Source organism: Sphingomonas sp. P2_B6, from assembly GCF_056404755.1.
On the sequence record NZ_JBFUDK010000011.1, the window covers coordinates 67121 to 90356 of the forward strand.

Genomic DNA, 23236 nt, shown 5'->3' on the forward strand with positions numbered 1-23236 from the left:
TATTTCAGCCCGCTGGATCTGTTTGCGTCAACGCGCGATATAAGGGGTACTATGCAGGCTGTTGAAAAAGAAGAAGCAGGTAGGATCGAAGTTCCCGCCCGCGCGCCTTGGCAAACGCCAATTGCGGTCACCACTGAATTCGTGGAGACTCAAGGAATCTTCAATAACGGCGCTGATATGTACGCTTCTTCCGGTTCGTAGGTCGCCGCAATACTGCCCTGTCGGGCTTTTTGAACCTGAGCAGGTCGTCCGAGGCCCGGCGTCGCACTTCAGGCCGTTCACCATGATCGCAGCAGTGGGCGCCGTTGCGGGCCAGCGCTAGGGGCTTGCCGGAACCTGCATGACGAGCTTTGCCGGCCTGATTCGATTTGACGGCGCATCCATCTCGGAACGGCAGGAAGCGGCGCTCGCCTCTGCCCTGGGTCAGCGACAGCGCGGGCGAGTGCATTTCCAGCGCACCGCGCATGCCGTTTTCGCTCAGGTCGCGTCAGCGGGTGAGCCGCGGACAGGAGCGCAGTTCGCGGCGGACAGCCGGCTCGACAATCTCGGCGATATCGCTGCCGCAGCCGGTGTGTCGTCGCGCGGCGGCGAAGCGGCCTGCATGCGCGCGATCTTCGAGCGGCGCGGCGACGCCGGGCTCGCGCAGCTGCTCGGTGTATTTGCCATGGCGCACTGGGATGAAGCCGGCCGAACGCTGACCCTTGCCCGCGACTGCACCGGCGGGCGCGCCCTTTTCTACCATGCGGGCAAGGGCTTCGTGGTCTTTGCCTCGCATCTGGGTACGCTGCTGGCCTTGCCCGACGTACCATGCGACCTCGACGAGCGGCTGCTGGCAAACTTCCTGGCACTCAATCACCGCGAACGCGAGGCGACATTCTATCGCGGCGTCAACCGGGTGCCGTCGCGCACCGTGGTGCGCATCTCACCTGGGGGCATTGCCCAGCGGCAGTACTGGAGCCCGCGGCTGGGCGCAGCGCCGCCCTTCACGCGCGACGAAGACTATATCGCGCGCGGGCGGGAATTGATGGACCGCGCAGTCGCACGCGTTCTGCGCGACACGCCGCGCGTGGCGATCTGCGTCAGCGGCGGCTTCGACTCCAGCGCGGTGGCCGCCACCGCCGCGCGCCTCGGGTCGGCGGAGCTCGATTGCTATTGCGGCGTTCCGCCGCCCGGGCTCGACCGGTCGGTGCGCGACCATCGGTACCTCGACGAAAGCGACAAGGTCATGGCGCTGGAGCGCCTGCATCCGACGCTGCGCCTGACGCTGGTAGCGCCGCGGGCCGCCCATCCGATGCAGGCCGATCCCACGCGCTTCTTCCAGACCGTCATGCCCATGCCCTGCCGCAACGTGGACAATCTGGGTTGGTTCAGCGGCATTCAGGACACGCTCGTCCGGCACGGCCACCGTGTGGCGCTGACGGGGACCATGGGCAATCTGACGTTCAGCTGGGATGGACGGTTTTGCCTGTCGTCACTGGCGCGGCAAGGCCGCTGGCTGGAATTGGCGCGACAGGCGCGCGCGCTGGCGCGGGGCGCCGGTGACAACCTGCCGCGCACCGTGGTGCGGCAGGGGCTGGTCCCGCTGCTGCCGCCCGGCCTGCACCGCGTCTTCCAACGCCTGCGCGGGCGCGAACCGGAGGACGTCAGCCGGTTCAGCCTGCTCAACCCCGATGTCGTCCAGTCGCTCGACCTGCCCCGACAATGGCGGGACGACGGGTTCGATCCCACCTACAGCACGCGCGGTACCAGCGCCCAGCTGCGCGCCCATCAGATCTTCGACCAGCTGCAGATTTCCCGCGATCACCTCGCGATGCAGGGCAACAGCCTCGAAACGCGCGATCCCTATGGCGATCGCGAGCTGATAGAATTTTCCCTCACCATTCCCGAAACCCTGTTCCTGCGGGACGGCGTGCCCCGCTGGTATGCGCGCCAGCTGTTTGCCGACCGCCTGCCGCGCGAGATTCTCGAGGAAACCAGGAAGGGCGAGCAATCACCCAACTGGTTCGAATCGCTGAATGCGCGCCGGCCGCTGATCGAAGCGGCGGTCGAGCGGCTCGAGGCCTCCCCGCTGGCCAGCCGGCTGGTGGACATGCCGCGCCTGAAGCAGCTGATGGCCGACTGGCCCGGCGACACGCGCGCGGCGGAGGAGCATATGCCGGCCTACCGCCTGGCGCTGGATCGCGCCGTCCATGTCGGGCAGTTCATCCGCTGGGTCGAACGCGGAAACGAATAACCGCCGTCGCTACGGCCGATCGATCCAGATCGCGAGATTGTGACGGTCATGCGATCCGGCGATCGACATCGCCTGCCCAGGCGCGGTGTCGATCATCGGCAAGGCATGGAACATCATGTCCCAGCAGGAGGTGGCGCCAGGCATGGGCCGGTTCTCATATTGCGTGTCGTCGTCCATATCGAGCGCGATCCATTGCGCGACGCCGTTGACGCGCCCGCCCGCCGCGCGAACGCTTGTCCTGGCTCTCGCCGGCGTACAGAAGCTCCCGGAACCCAGATCGAAGTCGAAAAGATCGCTGGGCTCGCTGCGCAATTCTATCCGGTCGCTGCCGACCGAACGCGCCCGAGCAGATGCGCGCAGATCGTTGAAGAGCGACAGGTCGAAGCCGTCGACCATATGCATCCGCCCGGTCTCGCCACGAACATCCTCCGCCAGCGCCACGCGCACACGGCCGCGAGCAGGGATCACCTGCGCCCCGGGCTTCATCAGGTCGCGCACCACCTTTTCATGCGCTGGCAGCACATCCTCGCCCAGCAGATTGTTGCTGACGATCTCCGACACCAGAAGGTCAGCGTGCCCGCCCAGCTCCTCCAGGGTGAGCTTGTCCGAATGGCCGGAAAAGATGCGCACCACATCCCCATAGCCATTGGCGTCGACGATGCCGCGCGCGGCATGGGCGACCATGGGATTCATTTCGCAGCTGACCACTTCGGCGGCACCGGCGCGCGCCGCCATCATCGCGAGAATGCCGGTGCCGGTGCCGATTTCCAGCACGCGCATCCCGGGTCTGATCGCCCGGCGCAGCGCGGCGTCATACGCCGCGTTGCGCGCCGCATCCGCCACGATCGTGAAGTGCCAGTTCGGCACGTCTCCACTCAGCAGGGCGCGCGCGCGTGCCGCCAGCTCCGCGTCGTCCGGCACCAGCGCCAATGTCCTGCGGCACAAGGCAACCGCCTGCTCGACCTGACCGGTTTTGCGCATCAGGTTCGCCAGCTGCATCATCGCCGCCGGGTTGCCCTCCGCCTTGGACAGCAATGCCGCCAGCCCGTCCTCGCGATTTCCCATCGCCTGACCTTGCCGCGATTCATCGCGCGCGTCGAGCGGATCGATGTCTTCCGCCCGGGCTATCGCCGACCTCACCGTGCTCGACGCCGATCCCATCGCCATCGCGCCCGAGGCGATCCCCCCAGGCGAAGACGCAGCGCACGATCGTCGGCGGGCGCGAGCTGTTCGGGCCCGCCAAGGCATAACGGGGAGGAACAGGGCGGCGATTTTTCTCTCGCCCTGTTACCTCCAACTTTGTTGGAGATATTTCCGGGAGATTTCAGGTCTTTATTGGGCGTTTGCCCTGTTCCTGCGGAACAGGGCGGGCAGGCAGCGATAACAGGGCGCAGCTCATCGCCAGACAGGGCGCGTCGATTCAGTCGACTCGACTGTCCGGCGGGAGGTGGTTCCATGCTGCGGTCCTGCATCCGGGGACGGTGGCATGACGGGATGGAACTTTGAATCGAACACGTCGCTACGCGGCTACTCGACGGCTACTCAGGACGAACGGGTGTTGGTGGCTCTGATGTACTGCAAGCTGCTCTAGTCGCCACGGCCGACACGATCGCCCCGAGCAGGGCGCCATATAGCGTCTTGGCGATGGCCACGGTGCCGAACGGCCAGACCGACGGGCCGATCGACAGAAAAGCGGCATTGATCAGGAACGACAGCGATGCAGCCGCGCCGGCGATCAGCAGCGCACGGCGCAGGCCGTTGCGGCGTGAGGGTGGCTCGTCGACAAGGCCCGGCAAGCCACCCCGCGCCAGGCGCCTGTGCGTGATCAGCGTCGGCACGACCGCTGACATCAGCGCGATCATCACGCCTTGCGGCACGGCGTCGAGGATCAAGCCGCCGGTGCCGCCCACCGGCACATGGCTCTGGCCACCGAAAAGCAGGAAGCAGAAGGCCAGGCTGAGCAGCCCGTTGATCACGGCGCCGACCGCTGCCTCGACCGCAACATAGCGTCGGACCGCCTGGTTCATCGTTGCGTGCCGAGCAGCCCGCGTGCCTGAAGCCAGGTCACGAATTCCGGAAGGACCTGCACGGTGGTCGTCCCGGGCCGCCCAGCACCGAAGCCATGGTCGCCGCGTTCATAGGCGTGAAGCTCCACCGGCACGCGCGCGGAGCGCCATGCCTCGACGATGCCGAAGCCCTGGCGTGAGAACAGTCCGTCGTCCATCGCGATCGCGGCGAACATCGGCGGCGCGCCGGCCGGCACCGCGATGGTCGACATCGGGCCATAGATATAACCGATGAACGCCGGGCGATCGGCCGGGGTACCGGTCAATACCGCTTGCAGCGCGGTCATCGCGCCGGCGGAAAAGCCGATCATGCCGACCCGGGCGGGGTCGATATGCCATTCAGCGGCGCGGCTGCGGATCAACCGCAGCGCCTGTAGTGCATCGGCGGGCGCGAAGGGGTCGCTGATCGATTGCGTTCCACCGGGCCGGGCTGCCTCGCCCATCACCTGGCCGACGGTCTGCATGAAGGCCTGCTCGTCGTCCGGGACCGGATTGGTGCGATATTTGAGCACGAACGCCGCGATGCCGCGATCGGCCAAGCGTTGCGCAACCTGATAGCCCTCCGTGTCCATCGACAACGACAGGAACGCCCCGCCAGGTGCGACGATCACGGCGGCACCCGTTGCCTTGCCCGGCGCGGGCAACACCGGGACGATCGTCGGCACGGTGACGTTCCGGGCGATCCGCCCGTCCATCCGCGTGGCAGGATCGATCTGGGCGGTGAGGCGGCCCCAGCGCTCGGTCGTGGTTCCGGCGGGCAGCGATCCGGCAGGATAAAGCGGGATCGCACCCGGCTGGTCGGGCGTCGCGATCCGCGCAAGCTCGAAGCGCGGCTGAGCACCAGCGGCAAGCGGCACGATAGCGAGAAGGACGGCGACGGCCTTGGCGAGAAAGTTCATGGCGTTCCCTTCGTTTCGGTCAGGATGGTGACGGGCCCGATCAACCCGGATGGCCGCAGCGGCGCGTCGGGCTGATAGGTCGGCGCGGCGGTGAAGGTTACCTTGGTGGCGCCCGGCTGGACGTCACCGATCAGGCGATTCACCCAAAGGTTGGCGACGCGAATCTCGAGTTGATTCCTGCCCGGACGGGCGGCTGCGGTGACGTCGACCCGGTAGGGTGCCTGCCAGACGGTGCCGACCGGTGTTCCGTTGACCCGCACCTCAGCGACGTCCCCCAGCTTGCCGAGGTCGACCCACAACCGGCCGTTTCCGACGGTACGCGGCAGGACGACGCTGCTCTCATAGGTCACCACGCCGGAAAAATAGCGGATGCCGGGATCGGCCTGCTTATTGAGCGGCGCCAGTTTCTCGAGGACGGTACCGGCGGGCGCGCCGCGCTTCGTCTGGAAAGCGACCTTCCATGGATCGGTCGCAGTCGCGATGGTGCGCAGGACCGGTGGCGCGATCGTCGCACCGCCGCCTGATGCAGGGCGGCGGAATACCACGAACAGCGATTCCTCCGGCGCGATGGTCAGCGGCACGATCGTCTGGTTGCCACTGGTCCGGAAGGACAAAGGTTCGGCCTTGCCAGTGTCGGCGTGCCAGATATCGGGCGCCTTGCCGGTCACGCGAAACCGGGCGTCGATCCGCATCTCGCGCTGCGTGCGGTTGTCGAGGAAATAGATCTCCCCATCGGGAAGCGCGCGATGCTGGAACAGCAGGTCGGTGCCGTTGGCGCCGGCATAGGTGAAATCGGAGCCGATCCCCGCCCGGTCGAGCGCCGCGCCGGGATCTCGGCCGGTGATGACGCGGCCCTGCCCCACTCGCGCCTCGCCGCCGCCGGGCCAGAGCCGCTTGATCAATGCGGCCGTTTCAGCCTTATCGTCATCGAGCGACGGCGAGCCTGTCGGCGCGTCGCCGACCAGTGTCGCGCCGGCTTCGACCAGCGCCGCGATGCGTCGCAGCGTCGCCAGGGTCATGCGCTGGCTGCTGCCGCCGAGATAGAGCGCCCGATAGCGCGCCCCGCGCGCCGCGACGAGGTCGCCGCCCTCGACCCGCAACTTGCCGGCAAGAACATCGGCATTGACGAAATCCACCCCGCGACCGACCGGCAGATCGGCGGGCGCGCGATCCGCGAACAGCGCGGTCAGCGGCGCCTCCTCGCCGTAGAAATAGGCGATATCGGCGACATGCCGGCCCTGCTGCAGCAGGAAACTCGACCGCGCGAGGTAATCGACCCAGGGCCGCGCCATCTCGGCCCAGCTTTCGTGGCGATTGAAATATTGTCCGAAGATCGCGAGGCTCAGCCCCGGCTCCTTGTCGTCCATCGGCGACATCACCGAGGTATGGATCACCGGCCGGTTGACGCCCAGTGCGAATTCCAGATCGGCCACGCGGCGCAGATCGGCCGGGGCGAACGCCCAGGGCGAGAAGGAGGCGGTGAAGGATTCCGCCGCGACCAGATTCTGGCCATAGACATGCGCGACCGAGGCCGCGCCCATGATGTCGCCGACCAGGGTCGGGCGCGGCGCGCCGTCCTTTCCGAACGCCCACATTGCTGCCATCGGCACATCGGTATGCGCGCGCATCGCCATGTCGTCGCCAAGCTGCGGCCGGCCGTTTTCGAGCGCCTCGCCATAGAGCTTCAGGCCGCGCTCATGCGCCACCGTGGCGATGGTGCCGTAATGCTCGCTGGAGAGCAGGTCGGCGAGCGTGCGCCGATAATCGTAGAGAAAGGCATCGCTCTTCGCGCGCGACCCGATCACCGCGCCGGTCAGCGCGGGAAGCCAGGGCCGGGGGTCATAGCCGCGCAATGCCTTGAAGCGATCGAGCAGCTGCGGCGTCCAGTTCGCGTCGCCGGATTCGATGCTGTCGGTCAGCAGCGCGTCCACGCCCTTGCCATCCGGCCCGATCGCCGCGCCATAGGTATCGAGATAGGTGGTGATGTAGCGACGCACCGCCGCGCCGTCATATTTGTCGACCTCGAGCCCGGTCGCTTCGGGCGAGGCGGGATGATTGGTCGTGCCGAGCAGCGACCAGCCAAGCCGCGCCACGCGCCAGCGGCCCGGCGGCGGCGTCCAGTCGAGCGTGCCGTCCGGCCGCATCCGGCCGGTCAGGTCGACGACCTTGTCGGGCGCGACGCCGTCCAGCTCCGGCGCGTCACCGCCGAGCGCATAATAATCGGGCACCGTAGCGAAGCCTGCCTTGGCCTCGAACCGGTTTATCCGGGCATCGCCGGCCAATCGCAATGTGCCGATCTGCACGGTCTGCGGGGTCGGTCCGGTCGGGAAGACTCCGCTCACCACCGCGCCCGGCGCCGGAGCGGCGAGGCCGACCTGTTTCGGGCCGTCATTGGCCGCGAAGACGACGCGGAAACGCGCCGCCGTCACCGGCGCGAACGCCAATGTCGTCGGGACATTCCCGAGCGGGAGCTTCGCCACCGGGCTCCACCCCGCCCCGGTCTCCGCTTCCAGCACCGGCAGGAATTCCGGGTCGCCGAACGGCGGGACGGCATTGGGCAGGAACAAAGTCGCCGACCGAACGGTCTGCGCCGCCGGATAGGCGAAAGTGATCGCCGGAACCGCAGCGGCCGCGCCGCGCGGAATCGCGACGGTCGTTTCCTCGCGTGCGTCGGAAAGCGCCGCTACGTCGAGCGTATCGCCGGCCTGGCTGGTGGCGCGGGGAAGTGCGGCACCAGGTGCCGCGACCGGCCAGGCAAGCACCGCGATTTCACCCGACGCCTGGGGCGCAGCGTTCGCCTTCTCACCGGTAAAGGCCGCGAGCGGATCGAAGAAGGGTGTCGACCCATAAGGCCCGGTGACGCCGGGCGGCGCGGACAGGCGCCCGCGAAACGGTTTGCCGCCGACGATCTCGGTCTCGCTCCACACCAGCTTCTTCATCGCGTCGGCGGACGGCACCCATGGCCCGCCGGTTTCGCTCCAGCCGGGCGAAGCGGCAATCGCCAGTTCCAGGCCCAGCCGGTCCGCCGTGGTTGCGGCATGCGCGAAAGCCGCCTTCCACGCCGGGGTCATATAGGCGATGCGGTCTTTCACCACCTGGGGCGTGCCGAGCGAGGCATCGAAGGTCTGCACGCCGCCCAGGCCGACGCGCTTCATCCATTCGAGGTCGCGCGTGATCCCGTCCTCGGTGATGTTGCCGTTGAGCCAGTGCCACCAGACGCGCGGACGGGCGCTGACCGGCGGATCGCGAAAGCCCTCCGCCAGCGCGTCGCCCGTCGGGGCGGGTGCGTCCTGCGCCGAAGCGGCGCCGGCAATGGCCAGCGCAGCGAGCGAAACGGCCAGCAGGCCGCGTTTCACAGCGCGTTCCGGCGAGCGATGGCGGCGAGCACGCCAGCGCTCGGCTTCGGCGTGCGCTTGAAGGTCGTGCGGTCGACCGCCACCAGACCGAGATGCTGCTTATAGCCCGAGATCCATTCGAAATTGTCGATCAGCGACCAATGGACATAGCCCAGCACCGGCACGCCCTCGCCCATCGCCTTGTGCAGTTCGGCCAGCGCGGCGGGGATCAGGCGGGCGCGGATGGTGTCGTCGTCAGTCGACACGCCATGCTCGGTGACGATGATCGGCTTGCCGATCTGCGAAGAGGCATAACGCACCGCGTTGGCGAGCGAGGGCGCGTAGATCTCGCCGCCCATCGCGTTGACCGTCGCGCCCCTGGCCGGCGGCAGGCGGCCTTCGGGGCCCCACAGCACGCGCTCGTAATTCTGCACGCCCATGAAGTCGTCGTCGCACGCCACCTCGAGCCAGGCGGCATAGAGTTCCTTGCGCGCGGCATCGCGCTTGGCAACCGGGCCAACCGCTTCGTCGTCGAACATCGACAGGGTGAAGCCGACCGGCAGGTCGGGGCGGACTGCCTTGATCGCGGCGCGCGCCTGCCTGTGTCCGGCGATCATGTTGGTCGTCATCGCATCGACGTCCTCGGCGTTCACCGCATTGCCGGCGGTGAACTTCGCGACGCCGGCCTTTTTCGCAGCGGCATCGAGCATCTGCCGTTGCAGGTCGAGCACGAAAGGCGGCAGGACATAGCGCAGGATGCGCATGATATTGGGCTCGTTGAGCGTCATCGCATGGCTGATGCCGGCACCGAGATGGCGCGTGGCGCGCTCGCAGAAGCGGGCGAAGAGCTGCGGCGAGTCGGGGTGGAGCCACCCGCCCTGCTTCGCGAACCACAAGGGCGTGGTGTAGTGATTATAGGTCACCATCGGCCGGATGCCGCGCGCGCGGCATCCCTCGATGATCCTCTTGTAGTGATCGAGCATGGCGATCGAGAACAGCCCGGGCTCGGGCTCGATCCGCGCCCATTCCAGGCTGAAGCGATAGGCGCCGAGATTGAGCACCTTCACCAGATCGAGATCGGCCTGCCACAGTTCGAGGCTGTTGTCGGCGTCCCCCGACGGTTCCGAGAACACGCTCGGCTTCACATTCTCCAGAAACCACACGTCGCTGTTGACGTTGTTGCCCTCGACCTGGTGCCCGGCCGTGGCGGCGCCCCAGATGAAGCCCTTGGGATAAGCATTTGACGGCGTGCGTTGCGCCAGCGCGGGCGTGGCCAGGGCCGCGCCGGCAGCAGCGAGGAAGGTGCGGCGGTCGAGCGTCATGCGACTTCTCCGATGAAAGCAAGGATCTCATCGGCGAGCCGCGTGTCGCTGCCGCCGAGATGATAGGCGAGGCTGAAATGATTGTGGCCCGAGGCGATATAGGCCCGGGGCATGATGCCGTGGCGCTCCAGCCGGGCGGCGAGCAGCGATAGGAATTCCGCCTGGAATCGCGGCGGATCATATTCGGCGCCGGCAACCAGCAGTGGCAGCGTCGTCGCCACCACTGCATCGAGCGGTCGGCGTTCCGGGTAAAGATCGGGCGCGCCGTAATAGAGGGAGTCTCGTTCATCCAGCGGCGTGAACCCGTAAAGGCCGGAAAGCAGCACCGCCGCCGCCAGCCCTGCGCCGCCGCGCAATTGCAGGTGCGTGGCGACATGCACCGCGCCGGCCGAAGTACCGACCGCGACGATGCGCGCGGGATCGCCGCCATGCCCGGCGATATGCGCGCGCAGCCAGTCGACCGCGTGCCCGACATCCTCGCCGCCCGCCGGCCATCCATGGTCGGGCGCGAGCCGGTAATTCATCACCGCCCCGACCATGCCGTTCTGCGCCGCCCAGCGCCCGGCATGGGCGTTGAACGGATGATCGGCGCTGCGTTTCTCCCCGCGCAGGAAACCGCCGCCATGCACCCACAGAAGTACGGGCGCGGCGGCGCCCCCTCCTGGCGGTGCGTAGAGGTCGAGCGTCTGGCGCGGATCGTCGCCATAGGACAGGTCGGCCACCGAGACGGGGTGCGCCGCGGCATGCCGGTCCTGCTCTTCGCGATAGAGCGCGTGGACCCGGGCCAGGATATCCGGCCCCAGCACGCGCCCCATCGCCGCCAGCGCGGCGCGGTCCGAAGCCGGTTGCATCGCCATCTCTTCCTCTCCCGAGACTCTCGCGATCAGAATTTGCCGTCGAGGCTCAGTCCGACCTGCCGGAACGACTGGGGACCATAGATCGCCCCGATGTTCGCGGTGCCGTTATAGGGGAAGTCGCTCTGCAGCAGCGAGGGCTCGTGGACGTCGAACAGGTTGCGCGCGAAGATTGCGACCTGGAAGCGATCGTCCTCGGTCCGCACGCCGATCCGGCCGCCCGTCATCCAGTGCGGGCGGAAGGTCGTCTCGATCCGCGAATTCGCCTCGTAGCGCAGGCGCGATTTCCAGACGGTGTCGGCGGCGATGAAGCCCTTGAAGTCGCCGGTCAGCGCATGCTCATATTCGCCCGACAGGGTGAACTTGTACTTCGGCGCATAGGCCAGCTGAGTCCCGCCGAGATTGGTACCGTCAGTGCCGAGGAACCCGGTCGGATAGGTCGCCTTGGCGTAGATGAACCCGGTGTTGAGCGACATGCCGTCGAACGGCCTGCCGAAGAAATTGATCTCCGCGCCGCGCGATTTCACGCCGTCGATATTGGTCTGAACGCAGGAGATGACCGCGTTCGCATCGACGGTGCATTGCTGCGCCTGGAAGTCGCGGATCTTCTGGTAGAAGATGTTGATGTCGGCCACCCAGCCGCCGAACAACGTGGTCTTCAGGCCGCCTTCATAGACCATCGGGATCTCAGGGCGCACGACGTAAGGCGTCAGCGGGGCCGACGGCGTCGCGATCTGGCCGCCCTTGAAGCCGCGCGAAACCGTTGCATAGACCATGGTCGCCGGGGTCAGGTTATATTGCGCGCCGAAACGGTACGACACGACCGCGCTGCTGAGCCGCTGGGCCTGGTTGGGGCTGGCCGGCACGTCGAAATTATACCGGTCGAGCGACAGCTTCGCGCTGGTGTAGCGACCGCCCGCGATCAGGCGGAGTTCCGGCGTAAGGTGGATCGTCCCCTGCCCGAACACCGCCAGCGATTCATCCACGATACTGTCATTGGCACCCAGCGAGCGCACGATCGGGATGGCGACGCCGGGCGCCGGGATCAGCGTGACGCTCAGCGTTTCCGGCGTGCGCGTCTGCTTCTGGCGCGAATAAAAGGCGCCGACGGTATATTCGAGAAACTGGTCGGCCGGCGAGGCAGCGCGGAATTCCTGCGTGAACAGGCTGAGATTGCGGTGTACGTCGCCATTATTGACCTGGAGCTCGAGCGGATCGGCCCGGAACACGTTGCCCGCCGCGCCGGCGCCGCGCTCGCGGCTTTCGCGATAGGCAGTGATCGAGGTCAGCGTGAACGGGCCGGCGTCATAATCGACCTGCCCCGAGCCGCCATAATTGGAGCTGCGACCGACGACCGACTGGTTCGTGCAATAGTTCCGATTGCCTTCGCCCGGCGTCACGCCGCAGCTTGCGAGGCGGGCGGTGATGCCCAGCGGATCGAAGCCCGCACCGCCCAGGAAGGGCCCTGGCCCGCCGGTCTTGACGAAGGTGAAGAAATCGCCGGCGCCGTTGAAATGACTCTCGCTGTAATCGCCGATCAGATTGACCGTCAGATCGGCGGTCGGCTTCCACAGGAAGCGCGCGCGGCCGCCATAGCGATTGCTGTCATTCAACCGGCCGGTCAGGGCGTTGCGATTGACGCCCTGGCGCAGATTGGCGAGGCCGGACACGCGCAACGCCGCATTCTCGCTGAGCGGCACGTTGACGAGGCCCTGGATGATCTGATTGCCGAACTGCGATCCGGCAAAGCCGGCGCTCGACAATTCGGTGCGGAGCCGCGCGCTGAAGTGAGTCGGGTCGGGCGCGTTGGTCGAGATGTTAATGACGCCGGCCGATGTGGTGAGGCCGAACAACGTGCCCTGCGGGCCCTTCAGCACCTCGACCCGCGCAACGTCGAACAGGTCGCTGATATTGGCATTGCCCTGGCTGACCTGGTCGACGACCACGCCGACCGAGGCGACTGCGCCCGCGGAAAAGGTCTGGGTGCCGATGCCGCGGATAGTGCCGCCGCCGCCGGTATTCTGGCCCGGCGCCGCCTGGATCTCCAGCGAGGGCGCTATCCGGTTCAGGTCGTTGACCGTATTGACCTGCTGCCGCTCGAGCTGCGCCTGATTGGCGACGGTGATCGAGATCGGAACCTTGGTGACGTTTTCCTGCCGGCGCTGCGCAGTGACGATGATGTCGGACATCGCGCCGCTATCGGCCTCGGCAGCCTGGTCGGTACTGCCCTGTTCCGCGGGCGAAGGCGCCTGCTGGGCGGCGGCGGGGCTGACGAGCGCCATCAGGCTCGTGGTGGTCAGTGCTGCGGCAATGAATCGTGTCATGGTGCCTCTCCTGTTGTCATGATGCGTCTTGTGACGCTTAGTTTTCGTCGGCGATCGGGTTGGTGAGCGTGCCGATCGGGTCGATCGTCACGGTGATGAGGTCCCCTGGCTTCATCCACAGCGGCGGCGTGCGCTTGGCGCCGACCCCACCGGGCGTACCGGTCGCGATCACGTCGCCGGGCGACAGCGGGGTGAAGGCCGAAATGTAAGCGATGATCTTCGCGATCGGGAAAACCATGTCGCCGATCGGCTGGTCCTGGACGACCTGGCCGTTGAGCCGGGTGACGACACGGACTTCGGTCAGGTCGCCAGCTTCTTCGGGCGTGACCAGCCGGGGCCCGAGCGCGCCCGTGGAGGGGAAGTTCTTGCCCGGGATGAACTGGCTGGTGTGCCATTGCCAGTCCCGCACCGAAGCGTCGTTGAAACAGGCATAGCCGGCGACATGGCGCAGAGCGTCCTCCTCGCGGATGGCGCGGCCGCCGCGGCCGATCACCACCGCCAGCTCACCCTCGAAATCGAGATCGGTCGAGGCGCGCGGCCGGACGATCGGCTGGCTATCGGCGACCAGGGTATCGGCGAAACGCGTGAAGATCGACGGATGGTCGGCCTTGGCGCGGCCGGTCTCCTGGCGATGGCTTTCGTAATTATGGCCGACGCACAGGATCTTGCCCGGATTGGGGATCACCGGCAGCAGGGTCATGTCGGACAGTGCCAGCGACGCGTCCGATACGAGGCTATCGAGCGATCCCGCCGCGATCGCTGCCTTGAGGTCGGCCGGGGCGCCGGGCGCCGCGGCAAGATCGATCACGCGATCGCCCTCGACCCGGCCGAAACCGGCGGTGCCGTCAGGGCGAAGGAAGCTCAGAAATGCCAAGGATCGTCTCCTGAAGTGAGGATGGCGGAGGTCATGACGCGATCGGCTCGGCCCGCGACGCCAGCGCGCGGCGCAGCTTCTCGATCAGCACGGCCGGATCGCCGGCCGAGGTACCGAACACGTAGAAATCGGGGCGGACCAGCACCGAACGAACGCCGCGATGGTCGAGCCAGGCCGCGACTCCGTCGCTATCGCCGAGCGTGCTCGCATCGATGACGCTGGCCGGGACCGGCGAGGCCTTGAGCGCTCGCTGTCCGGCCGGGAGCAGATCGGCGTCGCGCACGAACAACCGCCAGCCATGGCCGGTCACATTGTCGAGCAGCGCACCATCCGCGACGCGCGGCTGGATGAAGCGCTCGCCGACGCCCGGCGTGCCCGGTGCGACCACGCCCTTGCGGATCGGCGGGATGAGATCGGCGGCGGTACCGCTCGATACGGCACGCGCGCGCTGGCGCATCGTCGCATCGCGCTCACCGGCACGGTCGGGGTCGAGCTCGCAGATATAGCGCCCCGCCTCGACCGCCGCCGCGATCACCGCGCGCACATGCGGGTCGCGTTCCGGCTGATAGGTGTCGAGCAGCCCGGCATCCGCTTCGCCGCGGTCCACCGCCGCCAGCTTCCAGGCGAGATTGGCGACGTCGCGCATGCCGTGGCACATGCCCTGGCCGAAAAAGGGCGGTGTCTGGTGCGCGGCATCGCCGGCCAGGAACACCCGGCCCTGCTGCCAGCGCGAAGCGACCAGACCATGGAAGCGGTAGGTCGCTGCCCGCACGATCCGGTGCGGCACGCCGTCGAGATAGGGCGCCAGCAGCGCCGCGACCTTTTCGGGCCGCATCATCTCCTCATCGTCCTCGCCGGGGAGGAGCATGAACTCCCAGCGGCGCATCGACCCGCGACCGGGCACCAACGTCGCCGGGCGCGCGGGATCGCACATCATCACTGACAGGCGCTGCAGATCGGCCGCCTCGGGTACACCCCACAGATCGGGGAAACGCACCGGCCCATCGACATCGACATCGACCACCAGCCAGGGTTCCTCGAAATCGAGATCGTCGAGATCGATATCGAGGAGCTTGCGCACCGTGCTGCGCGCGCCGTCACAGGCGATCACATAATCGGCCCGCACCTGCGACAATGTCTCGCCCGAGCGCAGGGTGAGCGTCACGCCGCCCTTATCCTGTTCCATGCCGACGAGTTCAGCATCCAGGCGCAGTTCGGCATTGGCGAAGCGCCCTATGCCGGCGCGGAGCGCATCCTCCAGCTCAGGCTGATAGAAGAAATAGTCATTGGCCCAGCCGAACGGCTTGTCGCGGCCGGCGGTCCCCATGTAGCGGATCACGCCGTGATCCGCGCCGATATGGAGATGCCCCTCCGTCTCGTTCATGCCCGGACGAATGGTGTCGATCAACCCGGCCGACTGGAACAGCCGCATCATCTCGTGGTCGAGATGGACCGCGCGGGGCAGTGGATGCGGCTCGACCTCGCGGTCGACGACCAACGTCCGGAAACCAGCCGCCGCGACCAGATTCGCGGCGAGTGCACCGACCGGTCCGCACCCGATGATCGCGACATGCACCGTATCGCTCACCGACGACCACCGCAGGGCGCCATGCGCCAGCCGGTACCGCGTCCGTCATTTCCGGGGCTCGTCGAGCCGTGATGCATGGTGCAATCCCCTCTGGCCGCGCTGCTGGCGGCTGGGGATCATGTGCTCGCTCACGACGTCAAAAGTAAAATATTGGATTTTGGTAAATGCATAGTTGCAGTTTATAGGTCGCTGCCTGCCTCGATCGCTTCGACGAAGCGCGCGCCGAGTTCGGACAGTGGCTGATCGGCGAGGATGCGAATGCCGACATTGCGCACGATCGCGGCGTCGCTGATCGGCACTGCGCGCAACACGCCGATCGACAGTTCGGCCGCGACCACGCCGCGCGGCAGCATCGTCACGCGGGCACTTTGCTGCACGATCGCCTTGGAGGTCAGCAGGGAATCGCAGCGGATCACATCGGCCGGGACCGCGACCTCGGCGGCGAGGAACAGTGCCTCGATCTGGCGGTGGAAGGCGCCAGCCGCCTGCGGCAACACCCAGCCCCAGTCCACCGTGTCGCGCAGCGAGACCGTCGGGCCGAGCCCGTCATGCGCGCGTCCGACGATCAGCGCGAAGGGATCACGGGCGATGCTGCGTTCCTCGATATCCGGCGGCGGTGCCTCGATCCCGGTGGTCGCGACCGCGACTTCGATCTCGCCCTTGCGCAGCAGCTCGGTCAGTTCGAAATCCGGCCGTTCGAGGATGTGGAGCGACAGCCGCTCGGATGGATGCAGCCGCGCGACCGCATCGGGCACCAGGCTGACCAGCGCGCCGGGCGTGCCGCCGATCCGCAAGGGGCCCTGCACGCCCAGCTTGGTCAGCGCGACTTCCTCCACGGCATCGCGCAGCAGCGCCTCCATCGCCTCGGCGCGCCGGTACAGCGCCGTGCCCGCCGGCGTCAGCGCGATGCCGAGCCGGCTGCGCCCGAACAGGCTGGTGCCGAGCACATGTTCGAGTTGCGCGATCGCCACGGAGACGGAGGGCTGGGATATGTTGAGCCGCCGCGCCGCGCCGCTGATCGAGCGCTCTCGGCAGACCGCGAGATAGGTGCGCATCAATCGGGGATCGATCATGGCAAGCTCCGGAAGTTCGATGGTCGATCTATAGATACAAACTATGATTGCCTAGCAATCGCGTATTGGACAACTATGCCAGATCGGTCCAGATCGATGCTCGAGCCGGCGGCGAACGGCGCGAGAGGACCGTTCCATCCCCTTTCCGCGCATTCAGCCGTCAGCAGTGGCGGGAGTGATCAGGCGCACATGAACCGGTTTCCGCTGGAAGGCATCCGCAGCGTCGATTTCGTCGTGCCCGATCTCGGCGCGGCGACCGATTTCTACTCTGCCGTATGGGGGCTGGAGCTGGTCCGCCGCACCGACGCGACGAGCTGGCTGCGCGGCACCGGCAGCGATGCCCAACTGCTAGCCCTGCACGGCGGCACCGCGCCCTCGATCCGGTCGATGACCTTCCGCGCCCAGCCGGACAGCGACCTCGATGCCCTCGCCGCCGCACTGGCCGGCCAGGGCTGCGCGCTGCTTCACGGCGTGCAGGCGCTCGACGAACCGGGCGGCGGAGAGGCTGTTACCGTTCGCGATCCGCAGGGCCGCGCCATCCGCATCGTCCGCGAGGACGGCCGCGTCGCCCCCCTGCCCTTCGATCCCGACCGGCCGGAGCGCCTGGCGCATGTCAACATCAACAGCGACGACGGCGCCCGGGATACGCGGCTGTTCACCGAGGGGCTTGGCTTCACGCTCACTGACCAGTCGAAGATGATGGCGTTCGTGCGGACCAATGACGATCATCATTCGGTGGTGATCGCGGAAGCCCCGGTCAACACGCTCAACCATGTCGCCTTCCAGCTACCCGATTGGGAAAGCGTGATGCGCGCGTCGGGCAGGATGGTCGATCACCTTTTCCCGATCGGTTGGGGGCCGGGGCGTCACGGGCCGGGCAACAATGTCTTTGCCTATTTCGTCGACCCGTTCGGCTTCGTCATCGAATATACCGCCGATGTGCTTCAGGTGGACGACAGCTACCGCGTCGGCGGGCCCCAGGACTGGGTCTGGCCCGAGGGGCGGACCGACCAATGGGGCATCGCCCCGCCCAAAAGCGCTGCGTGCAAGGGCGCGCAGCTCGCCATCCCCTTTTCCTGATCTCGACTTCGAAGGAACCCCAATGTCCGACACGGCCACCCAGACCCGAACCGCCCCCTATGTCGTGCGTGCCGGCGAGGGCGCCTGTCATCTCGTCGCGGGCCAGATGATCCGGACCCTGGCGGGCGTGGACGAGACGGCGGGCGGCTTCGGCGCGGTGGTCTGCGACGCGCCGCTCGATCGCGGACCGATCCCGATGCATTGGCATGAGCGCGAGCATGACACCTGGTTCTGCACCCGCGGCAAGCTCCAGGTCTGGTGCGGCGACCAGAGCCGTGTACTGACGCCGGGCGATTTCGCCTATGTCCGTCCGGGCGACACGCATTCCTATCAGAGCGTGGCACCGCGCACCCAGTTCTTCGGCGTCGTCGCGCCGGGCGGCTGGGAGCAGTTCTTCGCCGACGCCGGCGAGGTATGGGGCATGACCGGCCTGCCCCCGGCAGGCCATCCGTTCGATTTCTCGCGGATGGGCCCGGCAATGGGCAAGCACCGCATCATGCGCGTCGAGAACCCGGTCTTTGCCGAGGCGAGCCCGATCGGCGCGGCCGACCAGCAGTTGCCCGGCGAGCACCAGTCCTATTTCCTCGAGGCCGGGTTCGGCCTGCGGCGCAGCCTGTTCGGCCATCTATCGACTGCCCTGCTGACCGCGTCCGAAAGCAAGGCGATGGTCGACATGCGCCAGATCGAAGGCGGGCGCGGCGCGGCCATTCCAGCGCTCCGCCACGCCGAAACGCACCAGTTCCTCTATCTGGTCGACGGCATGCTGGAAGTCACGCTCGACGGCGTCGAGCATGTCCTGTCGAGCGGCGACGCCGTCAATATTCCCGCGGGCACGATCTATGCGACGATGGTGACGAGCGGGGCCGCGCGGTGGATCGCGTCCAGCTCGGGCGGCAATGGCGGGGCCTTCTGGGATACAGCCGGCACCCCGACCCCCGAATTCAGCTTCCCGCTGGCGGCGGACCGGGACGATGCGCCGCGCCTGCGGGCGCAATCGGGCATCGATGTCGCTCTGGCCTGACGGCACGAGGTCGCGCAGGATAGGCGGATGAGCGACAAGGACCCGGCAAATCTGTCCCGAAAGCGCAGTGGCGCCGACGCCGACGCGCCCGACGCGTCGGCGGACCCGCGCAAGGGAAGCCAGACGATGATGCGCGGCCTCGATCTGATCGAGGCCGTCGCCAACGGCATGGCGAGCTATGGCGAGCTGGCCGACAAGCTCGGGCTGAGCAGGAGCACGGCCCACCGCCTGGCACATGGGCTGGTCGAGCGCGGTTATCTCGCCGCGACGCCGCGCCTTGGCTATCGTCTGGGTCCCAAGCTCCTCGAACTCGGCTTCGTCGCCCAGTCCCAGACCGATCTCGTCCAGATCGCCCGCCCGCATCTCGAAACGCTCTCCATGGCGACCGAGGACACCGTCCGCCTGGGCGTGCTGCAGAATGAACATGTCGTCTATATCGACGTGGTCTCGGGCACCCGCCGCATCACCATCGCCAACCGGCCAGGCGACGCCCAGCCGCTGACCACGACCAGCGCCGGCAAGGCGCTGATGCTTGACGACCCGGAAGCCAGCTGGAAATCCCGCCTCGCCGCCGACCTCGCGGCGGGCAGGCCGGCAGTCGACCCGGAGCTGTGGCTTGAGCGAATGAAGACCTTTGCCGGGGCCGGCTATGCCTATGGCCTGGCCGAGAATGACGACGATGTTCGCGGCGTCGCTGCCCCTGTACGAAGCGCGTCCGGCGCGATCGTCGCGGCGGTCAGCGTGTCGAGCGTGACGCATTATATGAACGAACAGCGCATGAGCGATTTGTCGATCGTTGTGAGAAAGACTGCCCAGACGATCAGCCGTGAGTTGGGCAATGCGCGTTAGGATTGATCGCATCTCGGTTCGGAGCCGCACGCGCGCCAGCGTCCACCCGCGGTCTCGATAACCGGGGCGGTGCGCTCTCAGTGCACCAAGCCCGAACAGACCGATCCGCATCCTGTGATCGAGCCGAGAGCCGTCGTGCCCGCACCTCCCCAGGTCGCTTCAATCCACCTCCAGGTCCAGCAACCGCACGAATTGCGGGCCGCAATGCAGGTCGCGCTCGATCACGCCTCCTGGGGTGGCATCAATGAACCGCGGTCAGTTTGCCCGATCGAGAAAAAGATCGGCGACGGCGTCGATAGTCGCGTCGGTATCGAGCCTGTAGCGGCGGTACAGATCCGGCAGGTCGCCCGTCTGGCCGAAGCTGTCGGTTCCGAGCGGGCTCACCCGCATCCCCCGGACGCTGCCGAGCCATGACAGGGTCGACGGCGATCCGTCGATGATCGTCACCAGCCCGGCTCCGGGCGCAAGCTCGTCGAGCAGTGTCTCGACGTGCGAGGCCCCTCGCCTCTTTCCCGTCCAGCGGCTCGCGCGCTGCGCCGACCAGCCCCGGTGGAGCAAATCGGGCGAGGTTGCCATCAGGAGCCCGAGCCCCGGAAGGTCGTCCGCCAGTTCCTGATAGGCCTTAAGAACCTCGGGTGCGACGGCCCCGGTGAAGACGATCGCGGCATCGCGGTCGCCGCCGGGGCGCTTCAGCCAGTAACCGCCCTTCAGCGCACCTTCCTGCCAGCCATTGTCGGCGCGCTCGATCTGCTCGATCGCCCGTGTCGTCAGGCGCAGATAGACCGAGCCTCCATCCGCTGCCTGGAGATGCTCGAACGACCAGCCCATGATCAGCGCGAGCTCATCGACGAACGCCGGCTCGAAATAGGTGAGGCCCGGCTGGCCGATGCCGATCAGCGGCGAATTGATCGACTGGTGCGCGCCGCCTTCCGGCCCGAGCGTCAGCCCCGACGGGGTCGCGACGAGCAGGAAACGCGCATCCTGATAACAGGCATAGTTGAGCGCATCGAGCCCGCGGGCGATGAATGGATCATAGACTGTGCCGATCGGGATCAGCCGCGTGCCGAACAGCGGCGCCGCCAGGCCGAGCGCCGCGAGCATGAGGAACAGGTTGTTCTCGGCAATCCCCAGCTCGATATGCTGGCCAGCCCCATGCCCCACCCATTTCTGCGCCGAGGGAATGCGCGCGGCGGAGAAAACGTCCTTCAGTTCCTGGCGGCGGAACAGCCCGCGCTGATTCACGAACGCACCGAGATTGGTCGACACAGTGACGTCGGGCGAGGTGGTGACGATGCGGTCGGCCAGTGGATGGCCCGACTTGGCGAGATCGAGCAGGATCCGGCCGAACGCCGCCTGAGTCGACAGCTCGGCTCCGTCCGGCACTGGCAATGCGGCGGGGACTGGAACGGGTGCCGCGGCAAAAATCTCACGCGGTCGTGCCAGCGCGCTAGCCTCGATGAAGGAGCGGACCGTGGCCGCCGCGTTGTCACCGAGGCCGCCATAGGGCGCCCATTCCTCGCCCGGCGCGATGCCGAGATCGCCGCGCAGCCCCTCGATCTGGGTCGGGTTCATCAGCCCGGCGTGATTGTCCTTGTGACCCGCGAACGGCAGGCCATAGCCCTTCACGGTGTAAGCGATGAACAGGGTCGGCCGATCGTCGTCGCACCGCGCAAAGGCATCGAGCAGAGTTTCGATGCAATGCCCGCCGAGATTGGTCATCAGCGCTGCCAGCGCCGCATCGTCATGCGCCTCGATCAGCGCCCGTGCGTCGCCATCCGCGCCTACATCGGCGAGCAGGCGCTCCCGCCAGGCCGGACCGCCCTGATAGGTGAGCGCGGCGAATTCGGCATTGGGGCAGGCATCGATCCAGTCGGCGATCGCCTGGCCGCCCGACCGCGCGAACACCTCGCGCTGTTTCTTGCCGTGCTTCAGCGTTTCGACCCGCCAGCCACAGGTTTCGAAAATGTCGTCGAAGCGGCGGAACATGCGGTCCGCCGTGGTGCTGTCGAGCGACTGGCGGTTGTAATCGACGATCCACCAGCAATTGCGGATATCGTGCTTGTACGCCTCGATCAGGCATTCGTAGATATTGCCTTCGTCGAGTTCGGCATCGCCCATCAGCGCGATCATCCGGCCGGTATCGGCCTCCGCCATCTCGCCATGCGCGACGAGATAATCCTGGATCAGGCTGGCAAAGGCGGTGATCGCGACGCCGAGGCCGACCGATCCGGTCGAGAAATCGACCGGGATGCTGTCCTTTGTCCGGCTGGGATAGCTCTGCGCACCGCCCAGGCCGCGATAGCGCTGCAGCGCGTCGAGGCTCTGCTGGCCGAGCAGATAATGAATCGCGTGGAGCACCGGGCCGGCATGCGGCTTCACCGCGACCTTGTCCTGCGGCCGGAGTGCGCCAAAATAGAGCGCGGTCATGATCGCGGTGATCGAGGCGCAGCTTGCCTGGTGCCCGCCGACCTTCAGCCCGTCGCGGCTATCGCGCAGGTGATTGGCATTGTGGATCGTCCAGGACGAGAGCCAGCGCAGCCGCGTCTCGATCGTCTCGAGGATGGCGATGGTGGCCGGATCGGCCCGGCGTTCGGGGGGAATCGTGGTCATGTCCATGATTCCCCGAATAGCCAATCCCCCGCTCCGCGCGATGCCAATCTTGTCATGGGGCGAAAACCCCAGGGCATCACGCTGCAGCCTGATCCAATTGCCGCGCCGCGAACCGGGCGATCAGCCAGCTTCGCACCAGGCTGATCGTCGGATCGGCCAGATCCTCCGGGCGCAGCTTCAGATAATAGCCGAACCCGTCGTCGATCACGCAATCATGCGGCACGACCAGCCGTCCGGCGGCGATCTCGGGCGCGAACATGTCGATATCGGTCAGCGCGACCCCGGCGTTCATCGCATAGCCCACCGCCAGCAGCGCCGTGTCGAAGGCCAGCCCGCGATCGACGTCGAGATCGATCCGGCACTGGCGCGCAAAGATGCTCCAGAGCAGCCCGCGCGGCTCGCCGTCGAGCTTCACGTGCAGCAGGTCGTTGTCGGCGAGGAATTGCGCCAGCGGCTTGCCCGCATGGGCGGCGGCGGTTTGCGGTGAGCAGACCGGTGCGACGCGCACCATCCACAACAGATCGGTCACCCGGTCGTCGATATTGGGCCGGTCGAACACGATCGCCATGTCGGTTTCATTGCTCGGCAGGCCGGTGACGCCCGAACTGGAGATATCGATGCGGATGTCCGGATGCTCGGCATGGAATGCCTGGATCATCGGCATCACCACCTGATGCAGCAGGGATGGCGGGATATGGATGCGGATCGGCCGGCTCGCATTAGGATTGGCGCAGATCGCATTCATCGTCTGCTCGAGCCGGTCGAACGACTTGCTGACTTCAGGCAGCAGCGCCTTGCCCGCGGCGGTCAGCACCAATGTCTGGCCGGAGCGATCGAACAGCTTGTGCCCGAGCAATTCCTCCAGGCTGATGACATGGCGGCTCACGGCACTTTGCGAGACGTTCAGCGCCTGCGCGCCCGCCGTGAAACTCAGCCGCTGACCAACCGCATCGAACGCCCGAAGAGCGTTCAGGGGCAGCCAGCGCCGATTGACCGTTGATGTGCGTGCTATGGCTATCTCCCTGGTCGCTACGGCTATGCCCTTTTTCGATACCAAGCGCGTTTTTTGGGCTGATGCAACGGCGTCAGGCGCGCAGGTCCGATGCTT

At 67.0% G+C, this 23236-nt stretch carries 16 protein-coding genes; 4 read left to right on the forward strand and 12 right to left on the reverse strand.

Annotated features, from left to right (window positions below; genetic code table 11):
* Window positions 1-340 precede the first annotated feature (340 nt).
* Window positions 341-2233 (forward strand): asparagine synthase-related protein, encoded by a 1893-nt coding sequence (locus tag AC1DX5_RS16005; RefSeq protein WP_478016353.1) that lies wholly within the window; start codon window positions 341-343, stop codon window positions 2231-2233.
* A 9-nt stretch (window positions 2234-2242) separates the two neighbouring features.
* Here the strand turns inward: AC1DX5_RS16005 and AC1DX5_RS16010 are convergent, their stop codons facing one another.
* The 10 genes from AC1DX5_RS16010 to AC1DX5_RS16055 all read right to left on the reverse strand — a co-directional run bounded on the left by AC1DX5_RS16010 (window position 2243) and on the right by AC1DX5_RS16055 (window position 16568).
* Complete coding sequence (locus tag AC1DX5_RS16010; protein ID WP_478016354.1) at window positions 2243-3400, reverse strand: 50S ribosomal protein L11 methyltransferase; 1158 nt, start codon at window positions 3398-3400, stop codon at window positions 2243-2245.
* Between the two features lie 371 nt (window positions 3401-3771).
* Entirely contained in the window at window positions 3772-4260 is a 489-nt protein-coding gene (locus tag AC1DX5_RS16015) for a hypothetical protein (protein ID WP_465176482.1), read from the reverse strand.
* Window positions 4257-5198 (reverse strand): alpha/beta hydrolase, encoded by a 942-nt coding sequence (locus AC1DX5_RS16020; RefSeq protein WP_465173025.1) that lies wholly within the window; start codon window positions 5196-5198, stop codon window positions 4257-4259. Before AC1DX5_RS16020 ends, AC1DX5_RS16015 begins: the two co-directional genes overlap by 4 nt.
* Entirely contained in the window at window positions 5195-8554 is a 3360-nt protein-coding gene (locus AC1DX5_RS16025) for a glycosyl hydrolase (RefSeq protein ID WP_478016355.1), read from the reverse strand. The genes AC1DX5_RS16020 and AC1DX5_RS16025 overlap by 4 nt, the downstream gene beginning before the upstream one ends.
* The gene (locus AC1DX5_RS16030; RefSeq protein ID WP_478016356.1) at window positions 8551-9855 is read right to left on the reverse strand and encodes a family 1 glycosylhydrolase; all 1305 of its coding nucleotides are present in this window, start codon (window positions 9853-9855) and stop codon (window positions 8551-8553) included. The genes AC1DX5_RS16025 and AC1DX5_RS16030 overlap by 4 nt, the downstream gene beginning before the upstream one ends.
* Window positions 9852-10706, reverse strand: a complete 855-nt coding sequence (locus tag AC1DX5_RS16035; RefSeq protein WP_478016357.1) for an alpha/beta hydrolase — start codon at window positions 10704-10706, stop codon at window positions 9852-9854. Before AC1DX5_RS16035 ends, AC1DX5_RS16030 begins: the two co-directional genes overlap by 4 nt.
* 32 nt (window positions 10707-10738) lie before the next feature.
* Window positions 10739-13033: a TonB-dependent receptor gene (locus AC1DX5_RS16040; RefSeq protein WP_478016358.1), complete on the reverse strand. Its 2295-nt coding sequence runs from the start codon at window positions 13031-13033 to the stop codon at window positions 10739-10741.
* A 37-nt stretch (window positions 13034-13070) separates the two neighbouring features.
* Window positions 13071-13907 carry a fumarylacetoacetate hydrolase family protein gene (locus AC1DX5_RS16045; RefSeq protein WP_478016359.1) on the reverse strand — a complete coding sequence of 279 codons (837 nt, stop codon included), beginning with the start codon at window positions 13905-13907 and terminating at the stop codon, window positions 13071-13073.
* 31 nt (window positions 13908-13938) lie between these two features.
* A complete protein-coding gene (locus tag AC1DX5_RS16050) occupies window positions 13939-15495 on the reverse strand; it encodes a bifunctional 3-(3-hydroxy-phenyl)propionate/3-hydroxycinnamic acid hydroxylase (protein ID WP_478016360.1) in 1557 nt (518 codons plus the stop codon).
* 179 nt (window positions 15496-15674) lie between these two features.
* On the reverse strand, window positions 15675-16568 hold the full coding sequence (locus AC1DX5_RS16055; RefSeq protein ID WP_465173018.1) for a LysR family transcriptional regulator: 894 nt from the start codon (window positions 16566-16568) through the stop codon (window positions 15675-15677).
* A gap of 189 nt (window positions 16569-16757) precedes the next feature.
* Between AC1DX5_RS16055 and AC1DX5_RS16060 the strand changes: the two genes are divergently transcribed.
* From AC1DX5_RS16060 to AC1DX5_RS16070, 3 genes are read left to right on the forward strand one after another with little or no spacing between them, the layout of a single operon-like run.
* The gene (locus tag AC1DX5_RS16060; protein WP_478016361.1) at window positions 16758-17648 is read left to right on the forward strand and encodes a VOC family protein; all 891 of its coding nucleotides are present in this window, start codon (window positions 16758-16760) and stop codon (window positions 17646-17648) included.
* A 22-nt stretch (window positions 17649-17670) separates the two neighbouring features.
* Window positions 17671-18669, forward strand: coding sequence for a cupin domain-containing protein (locus AC1DX5_RS16065; protein ID WP_478016362.1), 999 nt, complete (start codon window positions 17671-17673; stop codon window positions 18667-18669).
* 27 nt (window positions 18670-18696) lie between these two features.
* Window positions 18697-19518 (forward strand): IclR family transcriptional regulator, encoded by an 822-nt coding sequence (locus AC1DX5_RS16070; protein ID WP_478016363.1) that lies wholly within the window; start codon window positions 18697-18699, stop codon window positions 19516-19518.
* A 255-nt stretch (window positions 19519-19773) separates the two neighbouring features.
* Here AC1DX5_RS16070 and AC1DX5_RS16075 read toward each other — a convergent pair whose 3' ends face one another.
* A complete protein-coding gene (locus AC1DX5_RS16075) occupies window positions 19774-22128 on the reverse strand; it encodes a transketolase family protein (protein WP_478016364.1) in 2355 nt (784 codons plus the stop codon).
* A 76-nt stretch (window positions 22129-22204) separates the two neighbouring features.
* A complete protein-coding gene (locus AC1DX5_RS16080; RefSeq protein ID WP_465181668.1) occupies window positions 22205-23167 on the reverse strand; it encodes a LysR family transcriptional regulator in 963 nt (320 codons plus the stop codon).
* Between the last annotated feature and the right edge of the window lie 69 nt (window positions 23168-23236).